Source organism: Nodularia spumigena CCY9414, from assembly GCF_000340565.2.
In the GTDB taxonomy this organism is placed as follows: Bacteria; Cyanobacteriota; Cyanobacteriia; order Cyanobacteriales; family Nostocaceae; genus Nodularia; species Nodularia spumigena.
Window position 1 is genome coordinate 3,028,968 of record NZ_CP007203.1, and the last position, 17,237, is coordinate 3,046,204.

The 17,237-nt window shown below is 39.9% G+C and carries 18 protein-coding genes; 12 read left to right on the top strand and 6 right to left on the bottom strand.

What is annotated here, in order from left to right; genetic code table 11:
- Positions 1-62 precede the first annotated feature (62 nt).
- Together NSP_RS13130 and NSP_RS13135 are read left to right on the top strand one after the other, a co-directional pair.
- Positions 63-308: a helix-turn-helix domain-containing protein gene (locus NSP_RS13130; RefSeq protein WP_017804132.1), complete on the top strand. Its 246-nt coding sequence runs from the start codon at positions 63-65 to the stop codon at positions 306-308.
- Positions 292-1,041, top strand: a complete 750-nt coding sequence (locus tag NSP_RS13135; RefSeq protein ID WP_017804133.1) for a hypothetical protein — start codon at positions 292-294, stop codon at positions 1,039-1,041. Before NSP_RS13130 ends, NSP_RS13135 begins: the two co-directional genes overlap by 17 nt.
- On the opposite strand, the gene NSP_RS13140 is transcribed toward NSP_RS13135, so the two are convergent.
- From NSP_RS13140 to psbQ, 5 genes are all read right to left on the bottom strand, one after another.
- Entirely contained in the window at positions 1,004-2,161 is a 1,158-nt protein-coding gene (locus tag NSP_RS13140) for a DNA cytosine methyltransferase (protein WP_017804134.1), read from the bottom strand. The two genes, NSP_RS13135 and NSP_RS13140, sit on opposite strands and share 38 nt — an antisense overlap.
- Before the next feature lie 120 nt (positions 2,162-2,281).
- Positions 2,282-2,872: a protoporphyrinogen oxidase HemJ gene (gene hemJ / locus NSP_RS13145; RefSeq protein WP_017804135.1), complete on the bottom strand. Its 591-nt coding sequence runs from the start codon at positions 2,870-2,872 to the stop codon at positions 2,282-2,284.
- Between the two features lie 573 nt (positions 2,873-3,445).
- Positions 3,446-4,294, bottom strand: a complete 849-nt coding sequence (locus NSP_RS13150) for an alpha/beta fold hydrolase (protein WP_006196536.1) — start codon at positions 4,292-4,294, stop codon at positions 3,446-3,448.
- A 48-nt stretch (positions 4,295-4,342) separates the two neighbouring features.
- The gene (locus NSP_RS13155) at positions 4,343-5,452 is read right to left on the bottom strand and encodes an NAD(P)/FAD-dependent oxidoreductase (protein ID WP_006196535.1); all 1,110 of its coding nucleotides are present in this window, start codon (positions 5,450-5,452) and stop codon (positions 4,343-4,345) included.
- A 137-nt stretch (positions 5,453-5,589) separates the two neighbouring features.
- Positions 5,590-6,057 carry a photosystem II protein PsbQ gene (psbQ, locus tag NSP_RS13160; RefSeq protein WP_006196534.1) on the bottom strand — a complete coding sequence of 156 codons (468 nt, stop codon included), beginning with the start codon at positions 6,055-6,057 and terminating at the stop codon, positions 5,590-5,592.
- 468 nt (positions 6,058-6,525) lie between these two features.
- On the opposite strand from psbQ, the gene NSP_RS13165 reads away from it, so the two are divergent.
- Entirely contained in the window at positions 6,526-6,954 is a 429-nt protein-coding gene (locus NSP_RS13165) for a hypothetical protein (protein WP_006196532.1), read from the top strand.
- Here NSP_RS13165 and NSP_RS13170 read toward each other — a convergent pair.
- Complete coding sequence (locus NSP_RS13170; RefSeq protein ID WP_042202223.1) at positions 6,949-7,365, bottom strand: thiol-disulfide oxidoreductase DCC family protein; 417 nt, start codon at positions 7,363-7,365, stop codon at positions 6,949-6,951. The two genes, NSP_RS13165 and NSP_RS13170, sit on opposite strands and share 6 nt — an antisense overlap.
- A 502-nt stretch (positions 7,366-7,867) precedes the next feature.
- Between NSP_RS13170 and NSP_RS13175 the strand changes: the two genes are divergently transcribed.
- From NSP_RS13175 to NSP_RS13215, 9 genes are all read left to right on the top strand, one after another.
- On the top strand, positions 7,868-8,602 hold the full coding sequence (locus NSP_RS13175) for a class I SAM-dependent methyltransferase (protein ID WP_006196530.1): 735 nt from the start codon (positions 7,868-7,870) through the stop codon (positions 8,600-8,602).
- Positions 8,603-8,725: 123 nt separating this feature from the next.
- Positions 8,726-9,043: a hypothetical protein gene (locus tag NSP_RS13180; protein WP_006196529.1), complete on the top strand. Its 318-nt coding sequence runs from the start codon at positions 8,726-8,728 to the stop codon at positions 9,041-9,043.
- Positions 9,044-9,440: 397 nt separating this feature from the next.
- Positions 9,441-10,193 (top strand): hypothetical protein, encoded by a 753-nt coding sequence (locus NSP_RS13185; RefSeq protein ID WP_006196528.1) that lies wholly within the window; start codon positions 9,441-9,443, stop codon positions 10,191-10,193.
- Between the two features lie 20 nt (positions 10,194-10,213).
- Positions 10,214-11,035, top strand: coding sequence for a TRAFAC clade GTPase domain-containing protein (locus NSP_RS13190; RefSeq protein ID WP_006196527.1), 822 nt, complete (start codon positions 10,214-10,216; stop codon positions 11,033-11,035).
- Entirely contained in the window at positions 11,025-11,924 is a 900-nt protein-coding gene (locus NSP_RS13195; protein ID WP_006196526.1) for a hypothetical protein, read from the top strand. The genes NSP_RS13190 and NSP_RS13195 overlap by 11 nt, the downstream gene beginning before the upstream one ends.
- 4 nt (positions 11,925-11,928) lie before the next feature.
- Positions 11,929-14,007: a hypothetical protein gene (locus NSP_RS13200; protein ID WP_006196525.1), complete on the top strand. Its 2,079-nt coding sequence runs from the start codon at positions 11,929-11,931 to the stop codon at positions 14,005-14,007.
- Positions 14,008-14,065: 58 nt separating this feature from the next.
- Positions 14,066-15,127, top strand: a complete 1,062-nt coding sequence (locus NSP_RS13205; protein ID WP_231859463.1) for a hypothetical protein — start codon at positions 14,066-14,068, stop codon at positions 15,125-15,127.
- 8 nt (positions 15,128-15,135) lie between these two features.
- The gene (locus NSP_RS13210) at positions 15,136-16,374 is read left to right on the top strand and encodes a vWA domain-containing protein (protein WP_006196523.1); all 1,239 of its coding nucleotides are present in this window, start codon (positions 15,136-15,138) and stop codon (positions 16,372-16,374) included.
- A gap of 19 nt (positions 16,375-16,393) precedes the next feature.
- A complete protein-coding gene (locus NSP_RS13215; RefSeq protein WP_006196522.1) occupies positions 16,394-17,236 on the top strand; it encodes a hypothetical protein in 843 nt (280 codons plus the stop codon).
- The last annotated feature ends 1 nt before the right edge of the window (position 17,237 follow it).

Here is a 17,237-nt window from a genome sequence, read left to right on the forward strand (position 1 = left end):
CTTTTTAAATTGAATACTTTAGTCTGTAGAACTTTTGTATTCAAAATTCTATGCTTTTTTTCATGCAGCCCAGTAAACTAGATCAAATTTTAGGACTAGAACTACAGCGTCATCGCACCGAAAAAGGGTGGTCACAGGAGTATCTTGCAGAAGTCACAGGTCTGCACAGAACTTACATCAGCCAGCTTGAGCGAGGGCTAAAAAGTCCATCTGTTAGAGTTCTCAGCCATATTACTCATTCATTGGGTATAACAATGAGTCAATTTTTAGAAGCCGTAGAGGAATCTTTGAGTGTTGAAGGACGATGAAATTAAAAAATTAAGGCAAGCTATTATTGCGACTGTTGCATCTCCAATTATCGGTTCCATAGAAGATTATACGTGGGAAGCAATTTTTCACTATATTAAGAATATACCTTTATCAGATCCTGCATTGGGACGCAGCAAGCTTCTTTATGATGCTGTTGATTTGGTGACTAAAACTGGTTGGTCACTCAAATCTCTGCAACTTAATAGACTCAAGATTGGAAGTTCATTTTTCTTTGTAATTCAGAGAGCAGATATTATCAAAAAAGCTGTCCAATTGGGGTATCCTGGTCTAACCGAGCAATCATCGCCTGATGCTCTGGGAACAGCCATTATTCAACATTGGAACGAGAAGATTATCGCTAGTCAAGCAGCACAAAGTGTTGTCAATAGTTATGAAAGCATATTGCTGAAAACTATCAAAGGCTACGAGTACATTTACTGTGAGTTTCCACTTTATCCTCTCGACCCAAATACCTTTTCTTGGGCTTGGACAGTAGATAAAACGAGTGGGTTATCAGGCGCAGGACTACAAGGAAGTGTTACAGGCAAAATAGAATTGATTTGGTACAAAAATCAGAAACAACTTTTTAGAGCTAGAACTATTCCTGCACAAGCGGTTTGTATTACAGTGGAACGAACTCGTTTGACACTTGATAGATATGTAAAAACAGTGCTTTGTGCTTTGGAAGATCAAATCAATACTCAGTTTTCTGAAGATGAGCCTGAATCATAGATGAGGCTATCACTTTACCTAAGAGTGGGGGTACAGATTGACCAATTTGAGCAGCCATATCAGTATATGTTCCCAAAAAATGAAAATTATCTGGATAAGAGTGTAATCTTGCAGCTTCGCGGATTGTAATTGTTCGGTCTTGAATAGGGTGGAAAAACCTACCAGATCCTGGATGGAAAACCCATCTGGTGATGGTTCTCGCTGGCTTATCCCAATAAAGTCTACCGTATGCGCCGCTATAATGTTTCTTGGGAGCTAATTCACAAGGTAAATCCCTAGCATCTTGTCCTTCACCAAGAACGCGCGCTCTTGCTAATTGGATTGGACTCAAAGCGCGAGCAACATGATTAACAATTTTCAAGCTTTTATTACGAATCATAGCTTGATATGTAGTTTGTGGAGCATCAGGATAAACTTCTTCGCCATAGTCCTGTCCAGCATCTAGTGGTGGTAAGTCTCCAATCGCATCTCTGACTGTTACCAGTGGAGAAAAATTTGCCTCTAATAAATTAAGCTGATTGCAAGACTTCATAGTTCTATAGTCACTCCTAATATCACCAAAATTTGTGGGTTCAGGAAAATGAAGAGAGTTATCCAAACTAGCTAGAAAAAAGGCTCTGGATCTCGTTTGTGGTATTCCATAATGTGCAGCATTGAGTGATGAAGAGATAACTTTATAGCCTAATGATTCAAGTTGTTTGGTGATTTCTTCTCTAACTACGCCATTGTAAGCTTTTAAGATTTCAGGCACGTTTTCAATTACGGCATAAAGGGGTCTAAATTCCTCTACAAATTCCAAGAAAGTTCTATATAGTTGGTTACGAGAATCATTTAGGTAGCGATAACCAGCAGGAGTATTTCTGGAAAATCCCTGACAGGGAGGACCGCCAATCAACACTGTTAGTTCTTCTTGTCGCAAGCCCAAGGCTAATCTTAAATCAGATGGATTAACCTGACGTATGTCTTGATGAATGATTTTAGTGTTTGGGTAATTATGCTTATAGGTTGCTAAGGCTTTTGCATCTATATCGATTGCACATAGAGACTCAAAACCCTCCATGTCAAATCCTGTAGTCAAACCACCTGCACCAGCAAATAAATCAATGATTTTGTGTTTCATTTACGAATACTATAGTATTCAATGCACATAGTCAACTAGATAGTTAATATTTATGCTCTCCTGGCTATAAGTCAGGAGAGCATTAAAATTAATAACTTTTCACTTCTCGGCAAACTTACTCTAACTTTGTTGTTGAGGAACTTGTCCTATTTGTCCTTCTTCCATCAGCTTTTCTTTATCCCGTCGGCGTTTTTTCGCATAAAGCTGAATAGTCACCGCCATTAAAATGACTAAACCAAAAATACCCCAAACTGTAATATCTGTTGGCAGATTATTCTTAAACACAGCCAGTAAGACAATCACCAGTAACATGACTGTAGGTGCTTCATTTAAAGCCCGCAACTGCTGACCACTCCAGCGACATTCATCTGCGGCTAACTGCTTCATCAGACGTTTACAGTAATGATGATAACCGAGTAAAAGGGCAACAAATAGCAGTTTAATATGCAACCAACTTTGTTTTAAAACTTCCGGTTCAGTGCTTAATAAACCTATCGCCATTGCTACCGTCAGCAACATTCCTGGAGTGGTAATGATATTGTAGAGGCGCTTTTCCATAATCTGATACTGATTTTTCAGTATCGTTTTTGCTGGTTCTGGTTCTTGGTTCGCTTCCACATGATAAATAAATAAACGTACTAGGTAAAATAACCCCGCAAACCAAACTACAATCCCAATCAGATGAAATGCTTTAAACCAGGAATAAGCCATGAACTCAAATCTCCGTCAGTGTGGTTTTGAACCTTTTTTAGCTTTAATAAAAAGTTTACAAATGCAGTCTTAGATAATATTATAAATCCGCAACAAAAGCATTATTTACTAAGAGGATGTTTTAAAAGTTTTGGGCGAATATAATTCGCTACTACACAAGCAAAGTCCACCTGCGTGGACTAATGAGAAATTAACCCGCGCAGGCGGGTTTCGTCTGGATGGTTCCGCGACTTCTAGTCGCCAAGTTAGTCATAAATTAGACTTTTCAAACAACCTCTAACCTTAACCGTACTTAAAATTAGAGAAAAATAAATCATTTGTTGTTGCTTATTTATATTCATCGCATTTTGCAAGTAACTCAAGTACACATTTTAATATTATAAATCTTGTGAAGTTGGCAATATTCCACAAAGAAGGGGGGCAGGATACCCAAACCCATAGGCGGGCAGGATGCCCACCCCACAATATTGGTCAACTCTCCCCTACTGACTCTGCACCTACTCAAATGAAATGTGTTGTATGTATGGTTTCTTGCTTATAATATCGATTTTCCCCAGATTTATGATTTTTTTGTTAAGTATTTATACGTCGGACAAAGGGCAAAAGGTCTTCTAGAATCGTTTTGTGGTAGTGTTCTTGAGGATAATGCCCGACATTATTAATTTTTATTAATTCGGCATTGGGTACAGAATCAGCAAACTTTTGTGCTACTTCTATAGGTAGCCAAGGGTCAATCATGCCCCACTGAATCAAAATTGGCTGTTGCCATTGTTTAAATCCAGATTCTATTTCTGACATTGCTTGGTCTAGTTGTAAATTCCGCACAGTTGCTAGGAGACTTCGCCCCGCAGTGGAAGCTTTTAAAAATGGTTTGCGATAAATGTCTAAATCTTTATCTTCGATGCGGTAACGACTTCCACTTTCGAGAGTCCGATCAACTAAGAGAGGATCTTGGGTCATCATTTCACCAGCCAATGGTAAACCCAGTTGTTTAATTTTCCAAGGCAATTTGGCAGTTGTGGAAATTGGTGCATTCAAGATAGCTATATTAGTTACTTGTTCGGGATGACGCAAGGCATATTGTAAGCCTACAGAACCTAAAAATCCTTGGACAACTAAAGAAAATCTTTCCAGTTCTAAGGCCTTGACAAATCCTTCTAAGGCAGTAATAAATTTATCAGGTGTGTAAGCAAAATCCCATTTTTCCGGCTGGGATGAAAAACCGTAACCAATCCAATCAGGTGCGATCGCTCTGCTTCCTTGACTCCCTAAAGCAGGCATAATGTTGCGCCAGCTATAACTTTGTGATACTAAACCGTGTAGAAACAATACAGGCAGTAAGTCAGTTCTGCCAATGGGTTCACACTCGCGATAAAACCATTCTAGAGAATCTACTGTAATTTTATGTTCTTTTAAAGACACACCATTTTCCTAATAAAACGTCAAAGCACAAATACTAAAAGCTATTTTTTAATAATGCCCAGAAGTAATCATCTCACGAATTGCGTCAGCTGTTGCTGGTGCTAGCAAAACACCATTGCGGTAGTGTCCTGTAGCTAAGAGAATATTGCTAAATCCTGGTAGTTGTTCAATCACTGGTGCGGGACGACCTTCAGGACGGGGACGTAAACCCGACCAAGTGCGGATAATCTCGGCTGGGGCTAAATCTGGGCAAAAGGCGATCGCTTGCTGCCAAACTTCTGCTAGCATTTCTTGATCTAGTAGTATTTCATCTGCATTGCTAGGAAATTCCACCGTTGCACCTACCCAGTAATCACCGCCCCCGATAGGGACAATATGCACATCATTACCAGTAATCACCGGCTGAAAGTCAGAATTACCCAATGGTTGATCTAAATGTATGTGTAATGCTTGCCCTAAAACCGGGCGGATATCAAGCATTTGGTTTAACTGTGCCGTGAGTGGTGTAGAACCCAGCCCCGCAGCGACTACAATCCAATCGGCCGCAATTTTTCCTTCTGTCGTCTCTACAGCACTACATTGACTAACTTTGTCAATTTCTGGGGTTTGGGTATCCATTCCCAAAACAGTTACACCAAATTTGCAAGTTACGCCATTGTGTTGGGCAGCCTCAACTAAAGCTAAAGTCAAAGCAGTGGGATCTAGTTGGCGGTCTTGGGGAGAATAAACCGCGCCTGTAATTTTGGTGTGATCAACTTGAGGACAGATATTTTTGAGTTTGGCTGTATCCCAAAGTTCTAATTTCCAGCCTTGAGAATCACGAACTGCGGCGAGGTTTTCCCAGCCGGTTAAATTTTCTTCTGACCCGAACAAACTGAGAATACCTTGGCGGTTAAAAGGGATTTTACGCCCTGTTACAGCTTCTAATTCGGGAATTAAGGTTTCGTAGCGTTGAATGCTGGTTTGTCGCCTTTGCCAAGCCTGACCTTTAATTTTATGACTAATCACGCCCATTAAAACGCCCAGGGCTGCACCTGTGGAAGCTTTGGCGGGTGCTTGACGGTCGATGACTGTGATTTTTAAGTTTTTAACTAGGCTGAGTTCATAGGCGATCGCAGCCCCAACTACACCACACCCGATGATAACTACATGACTCATTATTTTTTTGAAGGAAGTGGGTAGAGACGCAATTAATCACGTCTTTACAAGAGAATGGGAGAGATCAGGGAGTAGCAAAAGATAGTAATGATCATTCATTCACCCTGATCCTTCTCTTCCCATTTTAAACTTATTGCCTAACTTACTTCTGGTTGAGTGCTTGTATCAGGAAGCAGTTGGAAGAATTTATCAATGTCTTCCATAGCTTTTTGGTAGCTAGTCAAAGCAAGTTGGGTATCACTCTGTACAGCCGCTTGATCGATTTTAACCAGGTCGTTCAGTAAATCTCGGTTTTTTTGCCGTGCTACGGGTTGGACAGAAGGTACGAGGTTAGGAATGATATAAGTCATGCTTGACCTAGCTTCGGTCATCGGACCATGTATAAAATTACTGACATCGATCCAATCCTTTTTGTTGATCAGGGTTCTTAGTTCGTCTGCGCGATCGCGCACAGCCTGAATTTTCGGAACGTATTCCCCAATTCTCTCCAGTTGAGTTGCTGTGTAAGTTGGAGGTGCAACTGTGGCACTAGGGCCACCACAACTGATGAGTAATGTAGCCAATAATACTAAAATCAGAGAAAAAATCGAGCGTTGACGCGCCATAAACTGAATTTATTGTGTTTTGTGTGTGCCGATGAACAGTGTAATTTTAGATCGTTGGGGTGATCTAGCGTTCTACTTAACAAGGGATTTTCCAGAAATTTTTGCTAATGGGCGTAGTGAGTGCGTGTTTCTGGAAAATTTAAGTATAATTACTCAAGATAGCCCGGCTCAGTCTCAAAAGACTTAATTATGAGGAAAGCGTAATTTGAAATTTGCTAAATCTAAAAGGTGCTGATAAGTTGAAACAGGAATATAATCAGCCTTCTGGCGGTTTTTCTGGCGTAAACAAACAGACCATTTAAATTCAATGAACAGCCTAGAAAATCAGACTTTTGAATTTTGACTTTTGACCAATAGTTCCTTAATGGTACAAGCCCCCAGATTTATCTGTGGAATCAATCTAAAATCCCAAATCTAAAATCTAAAATTGTTTGACTTCCGCACTTGCGGTAATAGGAGTGTTTTTTCGTGAACGCATCTGAACAAGCAACAAACCTTGAACTCGCCAGCAAGATTGCTACGGTAGTGAATTTGTTTAAATTCGAGTTTCCTGATGCTAAATCGGATCTCAAACCTTGGAAAAATGATCCAGAAACCAGGGAGTTAATTGATCCAGATTCTATAGACATTGGCTTTCACTTTCCGGGAATCAGCAAATCTTGGCGCAGTCGCAGTGTTTTGATTCAAATCCGCTTTTACCAAGATCCCATAAATCAGTCACGTCGTGCTATTGGTTTAGAAGTCGCTGGTTTTGACCATCGCGGGGAAGCTTGGCGACTGTCTACTGTGGAAAACTGGAGTTTTGTCGGTATGGCTGAACCTTCGCCGCAAGTTGGGGACAAACTCAAGGAGATTTGTCGGCACATTTTAGATGTGTTTAATAGCACTCATTTATGAATTATTCCCCGTTTTGCAGCTACCATCGACACAATAGGCTGATTGATAAGTACTCCCACGCTTGCCAAAGAGAGTATAGCGGTTGTCGCGGATTTGTTCATAAAAGCGATCGCCTACCCACTTCATCCCAGGTAACGCCCGATAAGCTTCCACAAATACACTTCCCATCGGCAATAATCGCCCAATTTCCTCAGCCGCATCACTACCTTGCCAACGTCGTTCCGGTGCATTAGCATCAATTAAAATCATTCCTTGTTCGCAAGCTTGGGGTGTAATTCCCCACTGTTGCAGTGTTTCTTCATCTTGCATGGGGGCGTAACGAAACAGCTTTCCTTGGTCTAGGTTTTCCAGTAATTGGACTAGGGTAACGCAGAGATTACAGTTTCCGTCGTAGATAACGTAGTAATTCATGAAAATAATATTTCTTTAGGTATAGTTTTAAATTTACCGTACCTGGAGGAATGGAGTCAAATTGAGCGATCGCCTGTAAATTTTGTTTAAAAACGGAATAGTATCTTTAAACTGCAAATCAGTACCGACATTAGCACAGAATTTTTACTTTTTGATTTGGGTTAATTGAGATTTACAATTTCATTCAAAATTGTAGCGCCGTGGCCAGCTTAAAATAGTGCATAAACATAAATATTGTGGGGTGGGCTACTGGTCCCCCCAGAACAGGCAAGATGCCTGTTCCACAAGAGAAATATAATGCAACATTTTAAGCTTGTCAGTCCAGTAGGGTGGGTTAGCGACAGCGTAACCCACCATTATCTATTAAATAGATGACACATAACATTGCCGGGCATCTTTGCCCAGACCACAAGAGTTTAATGTAATTTAAATATGCAAACTAAGTTTCTATTTAGCTACACTAGAAATTGATTCTAAATAATCTAGGAGCAGCAGAGACAGAATGTCTAAAAAGCGGAATTCACCAGACCAAATTGAGCTTTTTCCCTCCCAAACTCCCTATAACTCAGAAAACTGGCAGGAGAGAGTGGCGCAGGTGGGGTATCGCTTTAACCGACAGTATCAAAAGCAAGATTTGGAATTACCAGCAGAAGTACAGGAAATGCCCATCTATCAAGAATGGGTGGCGGGGCTGTTGTCTGGGAAAATTGCCTCTCCATTTTGGGAAATTGCTCAACCGAAAAAAAACCAGCACTGTTTGGATATTGGCTGTGGTGTCAGCTTGTTAATCTATCCTTGGCGGGATTGGTTAGCATACTTTTATGGGCAAGAAATTAGCACAGTGGCACGGGATACCCTCAATTCTCGTGGTTCGCAATTGAATTCTAAGCTGTTCAAGGGTGTGGAGTTGGGGCCAGCCCATCAATTAAACTACTCCGCAGACCAGTTTGATCTGGCGATCGCCACAGGATTTAGCTGCTATTTTCCCCTAAAATACTGGAGTGTTGTCTTAGCAGAAGTTAAGCGGGTCTTGAAACCAGATGGATATTTTGTATTTGACATCCTCAATCCCGAACACCCTTTAGCAGAAGATTGGGCAGTTTTGGAAACATATTTAGGTGCTGAAGTATTTCTCGAACCTGTAGCTGAGTGGGAAAAAATGATTAAAGCTACTGGTGCAAAAGTAGCGGCGAAACAATCAGGAGAATTATTTGATTTATATAAAGTAAAGTTTTGACAATTTTTCTAACTTTGAGAACATAACTCTAGGCTGAGGACTTAAGTATTGATCTTGAGAAGAATGAGGTCAGGTAGTAATCCATTGTGGATTATTCAGATTCATTCAAAACAGGAGATTCTTATGGCTGATGCAATCCAAAACGTTGACATAGATAGCACCATCTCTGCCTTGCAAAGAGACCTGACCTCCATCCCTACCGATCAGGCGGTGGCGATTATCAATAATTGGCAACAAGAACTCTCAGGAACTGACCTGGCTGAAGACTTGGGAGAACTCAAAGAAGCGCTCCTCAGTGGCGATACTTCCTCAATTGCAGAAATTCTGGTCGATTTGGGCGAAGACACTCAAAATGCAGCTGCTAACGCTACTGGTGATGTAGCAACAAAGGTGCAACGACTGGGAGAATTGCTATCTCAAGCGGGTAATTCTTTGCAGTAGTTTTTAATCTGCCCCTGATTTAATTGGGGTCTAAGAGTTTATCGGGTGTGTTATGCCCCAGGCTAACGCACCACCCCAGATTTGCAGTTTCTAAAACCCCAATGGGATACGAAAAAAGAATATATTTGTTGTTAACAGTCATCTCTAAAAATTGAATATTTTTTCCCAAACCCTTGTAGAGACGTTCCACGAAAAGTCTCTATATTTTTTGGCGGAGATGTTTATTGATAATGATGGGACTAATATTATCTCCGCTTAATTACTTACATAACGCCGCCACCCACTCCAGGTATCCAGCCCGATATTTCAACAATTCTCTGCATAATTTCAGTATTTATATCAATAAATGCTGCTCAATAAGTATGGTATATATGTTGTATAAATACGGGTAATAAATGTGGGAGTATTGTATATAGGCGATCGCTTTACTGGTAAGACACATTTAGCAATGGAGCTAGCCAACCCTAAAAATGAATATGTAAAAGTAGAAAACCTCGATTACGAAAACCTGCAAGCTCAGTTACTAGATGAAAATTTGGCAGGAACTAGACCAACGGGTGCTAACCAAGCCATCTATGATCGTCCCTTAGATGTTCAAGTACGACTGCCAACAGGTATAAAACCCATTACTGTAGATTGGATAGATACGCCTGGAGAGGTATGGCGCAAAAGCTGGCAAGGTGATAATCAAAGTGAGTGGAATAAACTCTTAGCGGCCATTGGTCAAAGTGAAGGAATGTTGCTGATACTACCACCCCATCGAGGGATGAATTTTCATAAGGGAGTGGACTCAGAGCAATTTATGAGTCAACAACAATGGTGCAACAGGTTTGACCGTTGGGTAGAGTTTTTTCGGCAAGACTGTCCTAAATTAAGGCATCTGGTAATTTGTCTAAATAAGGCAGACCTTTTTTGCGACTTGGAAAAAGAAGCTGCAAAACTCAGCTACAGTCCCAATGGCGCTCAAATGAATTGGCAACAACGTCATTTCTATGTTTTGCAACGATACTTTAGACCTATTCAATCGCAATTACAGCAAATTAATCAAAGTATTGGGGGGTTATCAGTGCGCTGTTTTATCACTTCAATACATAATCGGTCGGTTTTGGAACTTCCTTGGATATATCTAGGCAGCTTTTTGGCTAAGTAGTAGAGAAGGCACAAATAAATATGGGAAATATTCGGGTAATTGGCCCCAGGGGGTCTGGTAAAACTACGTATCTTGCAGCCTTAGCTTACCAACCAGCCAAGGCGATGTGGAAAAGTAAAAAGTTCAATATTCAAGCGATAAATGAAGATACTAAAAAGTTAGCAGACAAAGCTGAAAATATTATTTGCGAAGGAGCATCTTTAGAACCTACTGGTTCTCATGTCAGAAATATTTATGAATTACCTGTTTACTCATTTAATATAGAATTTACCAGTGGTTTTACTAAAGAAAAAATCAATTTGGTCGCCAGAGACTATCCAGGAGAAATTTTTGAAGATTTAGAAACTGGCTCATCAAATTCTTTACATGAAGAGTTTATTGAGGAATGTTTAACTAAAGATGTTAATGGCTGTTTAATTCTGCTCACAGAATGGAAACAAGGAACTGATAAGTTTTATAGTCGAGTGCTACAACGCTTTATTGAATTAATAGATATTCATGACCGAAGTAATGATTTACGGTTGGCGGTGGCTATGAGTAAATGTGAACGGGGGGAACTATGGCCTGGTCGTCTTGACCCTGAAGCTGATTTATTTGATATTCATTTACCTAAGACTAAATCTATTTTGCAAGATAAAATTCCTGCCAAAAATCTCCGGTTTCACGCCATATCAACTTTTGGGGTTTTGGGGCGTAATGATCCTCGTCCGAACCGCATTGTAGAATGGGGAACTGATGGGAGAAATTCTGTTTTAAGAGAGGCAAATCGTTGGCAACCCTATGGCATTATTTCCCCTCTTTATTGGCTGAGTACAGGTAAGAGGATGAGAGATGATACGTAATTGGTTCTCTAAAACTGCCTCTGCACCCCAGCAGAGTAACGCAGTTGTAAGGGTAATTGGCGATCGCAGTTCCGGAAAAACTGCTTATATGGCTTCTTTAGCCAGATGGCCTAATGCCGATCCTGCTAGTCCAGTGCAGACTGTTATCCCTGTAGGCGAGTGGGGAGAAGAATTAATCAGTAAGGCTCAAAACATTCTGGAGCAAGGGTTAGAGCTAGAAGCTACTGATTTGGATCGTAGTATGTTAAAGGATTACACCCTGAGCATTACCCTCAAAGGTCAGTTTTCTCGGAATAACCCCCAGATTGCTAGAGGTTCCCAATTAGTTAATCTCAATATCAGCTCCAAAGATTACTCAGGTGAATTTTTTGCTGACCTCTTATACCAAGCTGGAAACCCACGACTAGAAGAGTATTTAGAAGATTGTTCCCTAGCTACGGGGATTATGTTCTTAGTTGATGGCAATAGTCGTGCTAAGGATTTTGAGTATGCCAATGGTTTGGATAAGTTTTTAACTTCCCTTGATCGCACCGATATGGATATGGGAACTCGGAGAATTGCCTTGGTGCTAACTAAGTGTGAGCAGTCGGAATTATGGGTGAATCGACATAAACCAGCTTTTTTAGCTGAAGCTCGTTTTCCCCAAGTACACCGTAAACTACAGGCTTGGCAACAACTGGGAGGCGGAAAAGTGGATTACTTTACTGCTTCCGCTTTTGGGATGTTGGGGAATAGATATCCAGAACCCAACGTCCAAGTGCTGCGTCGTGGTCGTGATGGTGTCAACGCCATTATCAAAGACCCCAAACGCTGGCGGCCTTTTGGTTTAGTGGCTCCAATTTATTGGCTATGTACAGGCGATCGCCATAAGGAATTAGATAAGGGGTAAACAGATGTATCCAGAGACTGTAGAAATTCACGAATTTAGCACTGGTATTCGTCCCGAAAGAACTGCTGATGGCGGTTGGGTATCACTGGGATTCACCGGACAGTATATGAATGTCACCCTTAAGGGCATTCCTGAAGTTGTGGAGCGTTCTATTGCCAATCGGGAATTTGCAGTGACAGAGGGGGCTTCTACTGAACAGCCGGCAATTATTGGACGAGTGGTGGGAACGGGAGATAATACTTGGGCGGTAGTGGCTGTTGTCACCAGGGGACGAGATGAGAAAGGGCGCAGCGTCTCTGTGTATCGTTATTTTTTGGCTCAGGGAGAGAACAACCTTCGGAAAATACTAGCTTGGTGGGAAGACCAGGGAAGACCTAAATTTAACCCTTTTGATATAAAAACTGTTGGTCAATATGAATCTGTTGATCCAACTTCTTTTCATCAGTCTAAATTTGACGAAGAAGCTAAAAATTTACCAATCGAAACAACTGAACCTATATTGTTACAACCACAGCAGTATAGTTTGGAAACTATCAACATCTTAGCATTCAGAAAATTTAATATTCTTAACAAGATTCAACCTGTATCCTGGGCATCTGATGTAGAAGCACTAGAAAAACCCCGAAGTTTTCAGATCATTCAACCGGCTTCCACACGGGCTTATGAAATATTGCAACGAGCGATTAAACAAACTCCACAAGTATCCACACCAGTAGTAGGAGATGAAGAAGCTCTTAAATCAGCAATTCGGAGTTTAATGAATAGTTCTCAAGTCAAACCTGATGCTGTGAAAGTTATTAAAGAGGCGCTTGGGGATAAACAGATTACTTCAGAATATTGGCACACCCTATTTGATGGACAGGGAGCTAAAACAGCGATTAACCAGAAAATTTATAGCTCTCAGATGGTGCGGTTAATAACACTGAGGGCAATGGTGATTCCCAAGACTATACCAGAGTTTTTAACTTGGTTAAATGTCAAAGCAGGTAAGAATCCTGATGAAAATGAAACCATTTCTTTAAATTTTCAATCTGCTGTCGGTAAGCAATTTCCCAAATATCAACTCACTGAGGGAATTAAGTTGCTGCTACCTAAGTTACTGCAAGGAGACATCACACCAGAACTTTTCCATTGGTTATTTATAAAAGGTAGAGCTTGGGATGTTTGTCGTAGTGAGTTTATTAATGATGTTCGCTATGATTTACAACTAATTTATAAGCATTTTAACTCTGGACAACAAACTCATACTTTTTCTTTTGATGCTTTGAAGTTTCAAAAAGTCACTTGGCAAAAAATCATCGGTTCTTGGAGAGCAATTAATGGAGGTTACTATCAGCTTGATGATTATCTGCCTTTAGCGCAATTATTTGAGCAGTTACATGAATATGACTTATCTGCTTACTTTTATCAGGTAAGTGAACGTAAGGTTCCTAAAGATGTATTTCTTGCAGCTTCTCCTAATCCTAGCAACAGACCATATTCACTCACTTTTTTAGGGTTGACTCTTGAAAGAGACGTTACTTTGATTGAAGGTGTTATCAACTATTTTTTACAGGAGTATATTGTGCCAATTAAATTCGTGATCATTTTATCACTCATATTGTCTGGAACTAGTTTTGTTATAGGTTCTCAATTTTTTTCTAAAAGTCAAACTCCGCCTTCTACAAGTCCTAATCCCGCAGGTCAAAAGGTTGTAGAAGAACCCTCAGTATTTCAAATGCCAGAAGATAAAAGAAATATAATATTGATAGCGAATACAGAAACTAATTTTAATACAACTAAAACAGCGCTTAATAAACTCACTGAAGAACAAAATCCGGCTGAAAGAATAATAAATCGTCAGAAAATAATAAAAAAAATGAGAGATATTTTAGATGTAGAATTTGATTTTTCACTTATGTCAAAATCGGATTTGGATAATATTACTGAGCAACAGAAGTCACAACAAATGTTTGAAAGAATAAAATTATCTGAAGCAATATATTCATATCAGAAGAGGAATAATATACAGAATGTGACTGGATATATTAAAGACGGCGACCAAACATATAATTCATTAAGAAGGGAGATTAATAACAACTAATTATAATATATAAACCTGCCCGTAAAAAACAAGCACTTTCCAATAAACTCTACTGATAATGAGATTTTACCTTTACATATTAGCTGGACTAACATCAGCCTTAATTGGCTGGAACCTGGGGCAATTTTTCTTGACTGACTTGGGTTTATTACCACAATTTCCCGAAATTACCCTATTTCCTTGTATCGCTATCTCTCTCGCATTTGGAATGGTGATGAATGAAATATTTATTAGCAACCCCACCAGACATAAACTCAACTTTCGCATTGCCAAAATGCCCTTACTGATTTCCCTGGGTTTAGGAACTTTGTCAGGTTTAATTGCTGGTATAATTTCGCAAATTCTCTTTTTACCAATAATTAGCGTTCCTAGTCCCATTGTCAGAACTCTGGGTTGGCTATTAATTGGTAGTTCCGTGGGAATTGCTGAAGGTTTGAGTTGGAGATCCCACAGCATCGAAGCAGGAGACTCTAAAAGATTTCGACAACGTTTAATAACTAGCTTTATTGGTGCTAGTACCGCCAGTTTGGTGGCGGCTGGACTGTTTGAATTTATCCGTACAGGTTTGGGTCAAGTACCGGCAGAATTTAGAAACATTGAAGACCCTTTAGGAGTTTCTATTTTGGGGATGCTGCTAGGGTTGGTTTTTAGCATCACTAACTCTCCCAGCTATATGGGTGCTTTAAGGGCTGGTGCAGGTTTTGAGTACACAGGTTTTAGCTATGACAATGATGAACTGCAATTAGGAGGCTTAAAAAAAACCTTGCCATATATAGATAAAAAGTTACTCAAATTTGTCAGTGATGGAGATGCTGAAAAAATTGAGGAGGGTTTGTCAATTCAATTACCAAGCAATGGTACGATTAACATTGGGGCTACAGTGGGAAAATCACATATTTATATGCCTAGACTGCCTCCACACATTGCGGATTTAGTTCTAAAAAAGCGTGAGGTTTTCCTAGTTCCCAAACCGCAGTTTATTTCCTGTATTGAAGTTAATGGCCATCGGTTAGTCTCCTCTAAACAAATTCGCCTAAAACATAATTACGTTTTGACCTTTCACACAGTCAAAATGGACGGCAAACATGAAGAAAAAAATCTATCGTTTTGTCTACTATAATCGCTTCCTTGACCCACAAGCTTAGTTTATCTCTACTGGTGGTAGCTTCCTTAGCTTCTCCCAGTTGGGCAAAGGAAAATGTTGCAGAAATTGTCAATAATCCCACAGTCAACGATGATCGAGTAACTATTCGCATTAAAGTTAAAAATGAAGCAGAAAGACCAGTCATGGGTCTACAAGATACAGATTTTAAGTTACTTGTAGATCAAAAAGAAGTTAGATTTGCAACTAGAGACTGGAAAAGCCCAGAAGAAAGTGTCCCGCCTCCAGCTTGGATTTTAGTGATGCTAGATTTTAGTGGCAGTATGAATCAGTTGGATAGTGGGGGTACGAAAAAAATTACAGGTGCAATTAATGCAGTTCGCCAATTTATTCAAGTATTAAGCCAACGTGGTGGAAATACACAAATTTCTATTGTTCCTTTTGGCGAATCTGGTAGTCGTTGTCAAGGCTATCCCGTAAATAAAGAGACTCTGGATAAGTTTTTTGCAGCGAATGATTTTAAGTTACAAAATCATCTCAACTACTTGGCAAAGAGTACTCCCTGTGCTTCTACTAACCTTTACGAACCTTTGAATCAAGCAGTCAGGTTTTTAGCCACTAGTGAAGAAGAACGTTTTTATGTAGCTGAAAATTCTGATCAACCTCAACCTAGACTTTCAATTATTTTGCTATCTGATGGTTATCACAATAAAGCAAATGAACAGCAGGATTTTACAGCTTTAACTAATCTCTTTAGAAGGAATCCTCTGATTACTGTTCATACCTTGGGATATGGGTTGACACCGCAACAGTTAGGGCAAAAATATAAACTTGGTAGACCAGCTACTCGTGCGGATATTGGTAGTGGTAAGGTTCCAGAAGCAGAGTTTGTAGACCAAAAACGGTTAGAGGAAATCGCCAAGTTAACCGGGGGAATTACCGAATTTTCTGGAAACGCAAAAGCCATTGCTGCAAATCTTCAACTGTTCCTCAATGCGTTGCTGGGGGAATACGAAATTACCTACACCCAACCCAATGCAGAACGGGGTGCTAAACATGATGTGCAGGTTGTCGTGAATATTCCAGGAGGTAAACCCGTGGAGTCTCCACCCAAAGCATACAGAATTTCTGTATTTGGGCGATCGCTTCCTTTGGTAGTGCGGCTAATAATGCTTATCTTTACTTTACTAGCGATCGCACTTGGCGGTATAGTCCCTTTTTACTTTTGGGGTAAACATTTAAAACAAGAAGCCCTACAGGATTAATTTCCATCAAAAAAACCCTATGAAAATTAAAATCCTGTGCTTAACTACTTTACTTCTCCCAGTCATTGCTGCTTGTTCCCAGACAACTAACCAAACTCAGACAAAAGCTAATGAATGTCCTACCCAACCCCAAGCAGTTCTAGAATCCCAAAATGTTAAACCTGTTTCCCTCAATAATCAAACCGTTACAGAATCAGGAATAGTTAACAGTAATCAATTATTAGCATATACCTTTGATGGTACTTCAGAGCAAAAGCTCTCCTATACAACCAATCAAAATATTTGTATTTGGATTTATACCCCAGATAATCAACTACTTAATAGCGGTCTCTTACCTACTACCGGGAAATATGTTATTCAAGTTTCTGCACCCCAAGGTTCTACGACCTTTGATTTAACAATGAATTTAGAGAATGTTACACAAGCCGCTATTCCCTCTTCTCCACGATCTACACCTACACCTACACCTACACCTACACCTACACCTACATCTTCTAATCAGGCTGTGGTTAATTCCAGAAGAAAATCTAGATCACGTCCAAAAGCAGATAATTTTGTCAGAAATCACTATATAGCACTTAAAAATCGTCAATATAGCCAAACATGGAATAGTCTTTCCCCTCAATTTAAAAATCTCTCTAGTAGTTATTCTCAATATGAAGAATGGTGGAATAGTGTTAGAGAAATAAATATTGGTGCTATCCAACTTATTGAGCAAAATAGTGATCAAGCTATAGTAGATGCTAAATTGTCGTATGTCTTGGAGAGTGGAAGAATTTATGAAGACCCTAAAACCCGGATTTATTTAACATGGAATGATGATACTGACAGTTGGTTATTTAACAATAAATTAGTACCTTGAT

Bases quoted from the DNA above. Each gene is read 5' to 3' on its own strand.
- NSP_RS13155 (WP_006196535.1), bottom strand. From the start codon at position 5,452: ATGAGTCATGTAGTTATCATCGGGTGTGGTGTAGTTGGGGCTGCGATC.
- NSP_RS13140 (WP_017804134.1), bottom strand. From the start codon at position 2,161: ATGAAACACAAAATCATTGATTTATTTGCTGGTGCAGGTGGTTTGACT.
- NSP_RS13200 (WP_006196525.1), top strand. From the start codon at position 11,929: ATGTATCCAGAGACTGTAGAAATTCACGAATTTAGCACTGGTATTCGT.
- NSP_RS13180 (WP_006196529.1), top strand. From the start codon at position 8,726: ATGGCTGATGCAATCCAAAACGTTGACATAGATAGCACCATCTCTGCC.
- hemJ (WP_017804135.1), bottom strand. From the start codon at position 2,872: ATGGCTTATTCCTGGTTTAAAGCATTTCATCTGATTGGGATTGTAGTT.
- psbQ (WP_006196534.1), bottom strand. From the start codon at position 6,057: ATGGCGCGTCAACGCTCGATTTTTTCTCTGATTTTAGTATTATTGGCT.
- NSP_RS13195 (WP_006196526.1), top strand. From the start codon at position 11,025: ATGATACGTAATTGGTTCTCTAAAACTGCCTCTGCACCCCAGCAGAGT.
- NSP_RS13190 (WP_006196527.1), top strand. From the start codon at position 10,214: ATGGGAAATATTCGGGTAATTGGCCCCAGGGGGTCTGGTAAAACTACG.
- NSP_RS13215 (WP_006196522.1), top strand. From the start codon at position 16,394: ATGAAAATTAAAATCCTGTGCTTAACTACTTTACTTCTCCCAGTCATT.
- NSP_RS13205 (WP_231859463.1), top strand. From the start codon at position 14,066: ATGAGATTTTACCTTTACATATTAGCTGGACTAACATCAGCCTTAATT.
- NSP_RS13130 (WP_017804132.1), top strand. From the start codon at position 63: ATGCAGCCCAGTAAACTAGATCAAATTTTAGGACTAGAACTACAGCGT.
- NSP_RS13175 (WP_006196530.1), top strand. From the start codon at position 7,868: ATGTCTAAAAAGCGGAATTCACCAGACCAAATTGAGCTTTTTCCCTCC.
- NSP_RS13170 (WP_042202223.1), bottom strand. From the start codon at position 7,365: ATGAATTACTACGTTATCTACGACGGAAACTGTAATCTCTGCGTTACC.